The organism is Bacillus sp. BP-3 (genome assembly GCF_028401955.1).
Classification (GTDB): domain Bacteria; phylum Bacillota; class Bacilli; order Bacillales; family Bacillaceae_G; genus Bacillus_A.
On record NZ_JAQOTJ010000042.1, the window covers coordinates 1 to 6492 of the forward strand.

General features: G+C 31.1%; 8 protein-coding genes. 3 read left to right on the forward strand and 5 right to left on the reverse strand.

Features of this window, described 5'->3' with window-relative positions:
- Positions 1-370: 370 nt before the first annotated feature.
- Positions 371-511, reverse strand: coding sequence for a hypothetical protein (locus PLX19_RS25705; RefSeq protein WP_272191768.1), 141 nt, complete (start codon positions 509-511; stop codon positions 371-373).
- Positions 512-1170: 659 nt separating this feature from the next.
- Positions 1171-1935, reverse strand: a complete 765-nt coding sequence (locus tag PLX19_RS25710; protein ID WP_272191769.1) for a hypothetical protein — start codon at positions 1933-1935, stop codon at positions 1171-1173.
- Between the two features lie 227 nt (positions 1936-2162).
- Here PLX19_RS25710 and PLX19_RS25715 point away from each other — a divergent pair, with 227 nt between their 5' ends.
- Positions 2163-2450 (forward strand): hypothetical protein, encoded by a 288-nt coding sequence (locus PLX19_RS25715; RefSeq protein WP_272191770.1) that lies wholly within the window; start codon positions 2163-2165, stop codon positions 2448-2450.
- A gap of 123 nt (positions 2451-2573) precedes the next feature.
- Here the strand turns inward: PLX19_RS25715 and PLX19_RS25720 are convergent, their stop codons facing one another.
- Positions 2574-3095, reverse strand: a complete 522-nt coding sequence (locus PLX19_RS25720; RefSeq protein ID WP_272191771.1) for a DUF3967 domain-containing protein — start codon at positions 3093-3095, stop codon at positions 2574-2576.
- A 434-nt stretch (positions 3096-3529) separates the two neighbouring features.
- On the opposite strand from PLX19_RS25720, the gene PLX19_RS25725 reads away from it, so the two are divergent.
- Both PLX19_RS25725 and PLX19_RS25730 read left to right on the forward strand, forming a co-directional pair.
- The gene (locus PLX19_RS25725; protein WP_272191772.1) at positions 3530-3691 is read left to right on the forward strand and encodes a D-alanyl-D-alanine carboxypeptidase; all 162 of its coding nucleotides are present in this window, start codon (positions 3530-3532) and stop codon (positions 3689-3691) included.
- A gap of 110 nt (positions 3692-3801) precedes the next feature.
- Positions 3802-3972, forward strand: a complete 171-nt coding sequence (locus PLX19_RS25730) for a hypothetical protein (RefSeq protein WP_272191773.1) — start codon at positions 3802-3804, stop codon at positions 3970-3972.
- 607 nt (positions 3973-4579) lie between these two features.
- On the opposite strand, the gene PLX19_RS25735 is transcribed toward PLX19_RS25730, so the two are convergent.
- Both PLX19_RS25735 and PLX19_RS25740 read right to left on the reverse strand, forming a co-directional pair.
- The gene (locus PLX19_RS25735) at positions 4580-5236 is read right to left on the reverse strand and encodes a MarR family transcriptional regulator (protein ID WP_272191774.1); all 657 of its coding nucleotides are present in this window, start codon (positions 5234-5236) and stop codon (positions 4580-4582) included.
- 219 nt (positions 5237-5455) lie between these two features.
- Positions 5456-6492, reverse strand: a 1037-nt coding sequence (locus tag PLX19_RS25740) for a mobilization protein (protein ID WP_272191775.1), incomplete at its 5' end; no start/stop codon positions are given.

The following is a 6492-nucleotide window of genomic DNA, read 5'->3' on the forward strand; positions in this document are numbered from 1 at the left end:
CTAGATTAATTGATACCATAAGTCTAGCAAAGCGACGAAATGGAGTCAATTAACGTAACCCTATACGTATTTTGACGCTAACGCATCAAAATCGATAGGGGTCTGCGACGCTTTTCGGCTCCGCCGAGCCCTGTTTAACAGGGCAAAAATACCTCGGACTTTGTCCGAACCTACAAGGGGAACTCTTCCCCTTGACCCCATCAATCCAACTCCCCAACCCCTCAATCCTTGAGGGACTCCCTCGCCGGTTGGCAGGCCAAAACGGTTGCCGTTTTGACAAGCCAAGAGGGTCATATAGAGAGTGTATCAACTCCTTATCCTCCCGTACCCTTTCGGGTTCGGTCCGGTACCGTTGACACACGCCATGCAACTATCTCTTATCAATACGTGAATTATAACGTTTTACAAAAAACACTGTTATTAAAATAATAATCCCTATACCTAAACCAAGTAATTGATCGAGTGCAATTACACCACGAAAAATCCATCTTGTTTTTAAATGTGAGTGCAAGGACTGAAGTGAAACAAGAGGATAACCTCTTCTAATTTGAAAGTAAACTTTTAAATAGAAGTTTACTTTAGATATATAGAAAAAGAAAAAAAGAATCTATTACAGATTCTTTTTTTCAACATATCTTAAACCAGAAAAATAGTAATACCTTTTAAATCTTTGTTAGGGCAAAGATTTAAAAAAGAGTTTAGCTTACTAATAATTTTACACAAATGGAATATATAGTAAATTGATAATATTTATGTTAAAAATTCCCAATATTAAGTTAATTTAATTCCTATTATTAATATAAAAAAACATTAATATAAAATTTTAACTAATAAGTTTTATATTTTTTATTAAGAAAATAAAAGTAAACTTTTGAATATTAGTTTACTTTTATTTCCTTGATTTCATTGACTTTATCTTATTTCACGCATTTTCTCTAAAACTTCCAACAAAAATATACATTCAAAATACCGAAAGTAAAAAGATTGTGGTACCTGTAAACAAAAAAAAAGAAAAAGCCAGATCAAAACTAGCTTTTTTACATAATCAGTGTTATCAGAAGTTATCTTCTCTCTAAATATGATTTAGGAAGTACAAATATTAATCCAAAAACCCCCTCTTCAAAAATATAAATAAAGGGGGGGCTCTTTCATAATCAAACTATGGCAACACTACATGGTAGAGAAGTATTTTTTGAATGAAGAATCATCTAAGAAATCATAAGGCTTAATAATGCCTATTGATTCTTGCCAAGAATTCCAAAAATGAACTCCTGCTCCAAATGCATAAGATTGATATACTAATTCTGAACAATAAGTATAGCTTTGATCTAAAACACCAGGTGTTACTCTATAATCAATATATGCTAAATCAACTAGAAATTCTTGTTCAGCAAATCGACCAGCTTTATAAGCAGCCGTTCTGTCTTTATAACGAAGCCAAGCCGTTTTAGGATAACGATGTGCCCACTCCTCTGTACTCATTTTTCTAGGATGATAACCAGGACCAGCAATATGTACAACATTTTCTCCTTGTGACATAGTAGAGTCACTAATTATTATGCCAGAATGACCTGTCAATCCATAACTGCTTGTACTACTTGTAACTAAAATGTCTCCGACATGTGGCCAATCATCAGGAATTGATTGTGCAGCAAAACCTTGTTTTATATTGGCTCTTTGCTTCGCAAAAAATTCTTCTTTTTCTTTTTTCGTTGGAATATGAATAGGCTTCCAATTTTCTTCACCGGTTGATTTTACCAAATCTTCAATATCTTTGTATTCTTTTCCTTTGAAAACTACAGGTGCTTCTCCATTAACTTCTTTATTAATTGGTTGATTAATTGATTCTGCACCAGCAACATTAGTATTTAAAGTAAAAGCAAACATAGTAATAATTAACCCTGTTAATAATTTATTAGGTTTATTTTTAAACATTTTAGTTCCTGCTTTCTGAATAGAATAGAAAAATATATACTTTTAAAGCTGTGATGCGCATTCACAAGTAAAATAATAACAAAAAAATACAAATAATGGATTAATTAACTGAAAAATCAAACTAATTAAACGTTGATAAATATTTATCTGATTAATCAGATAAATTAATAGTTAATTTTTTGTGTTATGATTAAAGTGTTAAATTACACCAAAGGAGATTATTTACTATGAAACTAAATTTATTTAGATATTTTACTTTTTGGTTTTTATTGATTAGTTTAGGAATTTGTTTTCATGATTATATGGGAGGAGATAATAAACATATATTGTTTTTTTCTTTTGGTTTGGAACCATTTATGTTTAAGGCTGTATATACAGAACCATTTAGAAGTATGATTTTGGATGAAGTGAATAACAAAATTTTGCCTTTAGGATATGTTCTACATATATTCTTTTTTATTATCTATGGCATACTCTTTGATTTAATCAAATTGTTATTAAAAAAAATAAAGTAGTAGAAGCCTGCTACATCGCCATTAAGTTTCTGTTTTGGAGTATCCCCAAAACAGAAACTTAATTTCTTCATAGATAGAAATTTTTTTCATAAATAGAACCCCCCTCCATTATTAAATTTTAATTTATTTACCAAATAGACGACTCCAAAGTGATTTCTTCTGTTCTGAAGCTGCTATTAGGCGCTTACTATCTTGTATTTCTCTTAATACTTGCATTAATTGAACATCTCTTTGTTCTTCTCTTATTATTCTTTGAGCATCAGTTTCCTGTAAAAGTTTACTTTGTTGATCCAATCTTTGAATTAACTCTAAATTAAGTTGTTCTAATCGTTCTATACGTTCTGTTAATACTTTTATGTGTTCTGTATCTGCTACACTATCTATAGCAACAGTTGCTACCTCGTTTTCTATAACACTTGTCATTGATAGATTTATAGCCTGTTCTAGTGTTACATTCTTCTTGTTCATAGCTGTTACTAGCCGTTCTATAGTTGCTACGTCTTTATGATAAAAAATTCTAGAATTATTATTGCCGCGCTCGAAAGGATACCCGGCTTCCTCCAGGGCAAGGCAATATTTACGCAAAGTACTTGAGCCAATCCCTAAGTTCTTGGCTACCTCAGATCCCCAATAAGTTTGAGCCATATTTTGTCCTCCCTCTGTTCTAAACCATTCTTCAGTTGCTATATAGTGTTTTCCTTCTTTAAAAAGGTAACACCTTCTTTTTTTAATTTAAAGATAAGTTTTCAATTATCTTTTGAAATTTACCAGAGTAAAACAAAGTCATCTAACTACTTTTTTATACAAGATTTTATACAAAATTTTGTACTAATACAGGACATCCCTAATCCTGAAAAACCCCATTATCTCCTCAATGTATAAAATCATGTATATCATCATAAAAAGAGAAAACGCAAAAAACCAATCATATAAAAGGTTTTTGCGTTTTCCTTGCTACCGATAATGTTACATTATGTTAACCAAGCATGTATAGGATATACAAGAATAAAAGGTTTTCCTTACTTTTATCGAGAATATACTTATGTTCTTGATTTGTTCATTAAAAGGGAGCGTTAATGATGAAATTCAATCAATTATTTTTATTTATTATTGGGGCATTTGTATGTAGTTTAGTATTTAATTTTGTTACAGGTAAATTTGAATGGAATATTTTTTTCTTATTGACACTAGGAGCAATTTCAGGTTATCAAATTGGTAAAAATGAAGTCAAAAATAAGTAAACAATATAAATTAAACTACCAATAACGAATTTTACGTCAACTAGCCCTTCTTGCTCTCTTTATTGTATGTAGTTAATATATTTATGGGTAAATTTAACAGGAGGGGTTCGATGAAACTACATGTAATTTGGGAGTTTATTTATATTATTATTCAAGCCTTGAGAGGACATTTTATTTGGGGTATACCTTTGTATGTATTCTTACTACCTTTGGCAATTATGATTGTTTTTTTATTAATTTCTCATAAAAAATCAAAAGGGAAAAAAGTGCTTCAGAATTAATTTTGAAATTTCCTATCGAAAAATACCTAGAAAAAAGAGCCATGTGAATGCAAAAACATAGCTCTTTTTATTTCTTTTTCTTGCAACTCAAAATCACTTAAATAAAATAAATTCATTTTAGAAATTATCTCTTTTGGTTACCCTATTATTTTTGCTTTTCCCCTTGTTTTTGGGTGTGAGTGCTGGCTAGTCGTGTGGGGGCTAAACCCCACATAGCGTTGATTTATACGGAAAAAGGATAATACTTTGAACGAGAGAACTAGCGGTTCGGCTGGTACAATTGCTTGTCCAAGTCGAGCAACTTAACCTCGTTTTTGGTCTGTTCGGCTTGGCGAAAGCTAAAAACCAGCCGAAAAAAGTTTTGCAAGGATGGAGCAAAGCGAAAAGGGTGGAGATTTTTGAGTGATTTTCTCAAAAATACGACCCGTTCCTTGCGGAACTTTTAGCCCTATATATAAGAGTGAGAAGAGCAAAATGAAGAAAGTCAGTAATAGCAAGGGTTTATAAGACATAAGGTGTTAAAATTTTTTAACACCTGTGTTAAAAAATTTTAACACCTATAAAATGGGAAATGATAAATAAAAAAGATGTCAATATAAATTGACATCTAAAATAAATAAATTGGTAGTTTATGTTTTTTTCTATTACCTTCAATTTTGATATTACGTAAAGCTTTTGAAAAAATTTGTTGAGTCGCTCTATCAATATCATCTTTAGGTGAATTACATAATATATTAGGATTAACAAACCAAGTCCTTGCTGAACAAGTTCTTCCATCTTCAGTTATTACACCAGTTTCTGCCACTCCTAAAACTCCTTTTTCAAGCAATTCATTCATCATTTTTGAAATAGAAGTCCTTGTTTTCCCTAATTTCTTAGCTAAATAACTAGGAGACGCTGCATTCGGTTTTATATCATTATCTTTATTTTTTTCAACAACAACATTTGATTTAAATTCTAGAAATCTTGAAATATCAAATAAAAATGCCTTTTCCGGTTGAGTTAAATAGCCAATTTCACATAAATAATCAATATTCTCTGTAATCATTTGCACAAATCTCACCCGATCCGTAGGTTTTTTCTTTTTACCAATAAAATATTCTTCTCCACCAGACATTTTACTTAATACTTGTAGCATCATGGCTCTTTCTTCTTCAGAAAGTCCACCAGTGCCTTCAAGTTTTTCATAAATACTATTAATTTTGCTATCTCTTTCTTTTGCTTTTTTTTCAGCTTGTCCAAAATCAATAATTTTCTTTGTCATATCTAGTTAATTCCTCCTTAAATTGAGGGAATCAACAAAAACACCTATTTTTTGCTATTTGATTATAAATCAAATTATGATAATCTATAACCAGATAATTTTCTTTTAGGTATTTTCGTAGAATACCCTTTTAAAAGAGTCATGTTCCCGCATGGCTCTTTTTTCATTCTATCACGTTTTCAATAACCTGAAAGATGGAAACAAAGTTTCCCCATTTTTTTATCTTTCCATATCAAATCCTCGATGTTTATTACTCATTTCCCTCTTATACTCACGTTCAAATTGATTATCTATTCCCTTATTATCCAATTCATTTTTAATAATCGCTCTAAACGTCTTAAATTGCTCTTTAAAGACTTTTTTTGTTTCTTGATATAAAACCTTTATATTTGTCTGTAAATCTCTTATATGAGCTTTTAAAGAACTTATTTCAGTCTTTAACGTCCCCACTTCTTTTTGCAACTGACCTTTTTCTTGTTTCAATGTCCTATTCTCTTCCATCCAACTCTCTGCAGTCATTCGTAAACTTTGATACTCTTTCACAAAATCTGTTTTTCTCAAACACTCATAATCCTTTTTGATAGTCACCGCTGCATTCACTTGTTTTGTTAATTCTTGATATTGTTCTGGTGATAATACATAATTTCTTGTCTTTTTCTTCGTAATTTCAGCTTTTCCAAACATTTTATCCTGTACTTCTGTTATTACTTCTTTACGCAAAAATGGAATTTTAACAGGTTCATTTGGCACTTGATCCGTAACACTATCTAATTCTTCTTGCTTTTGTTTTACTCTTTTTTCTAACTCTACATAACGTTGGCCAATCAGCTGCAGCTTTTCACTTCCACTTTCCACTTGTTGCTTCACTATCTCTAATTCTTTGTACTTATCAACGACATCACTTTCCAAACACTTTTTCACCATCTGTAATTCTTTTGCTTTTTCTTCAGTATCTTTCAAATAATGATCAACAACTTGTAATTGCATTTCTTTTTCTTGTACTTGATTTTCAACAAATAATTTTGTTTCTGCATATTCCTTGTATTGACGGACTTTCATGTACTTGTGAGACCCTACATTGGCCCTTTCAAAATCAGGAATATGTTCTTTTGCTAATTCCTCGATATAAGCCGTTTCTAATGTTCTCCAATTCGCAATGAGTTCCGTTCCTTTTCCTTTTATGCCTTGTTGTTGCAAGGCTCTATCCATTCCGACACGCCTCGTTAAGCCTCGACTACTTTCGAAATTCGGTACAT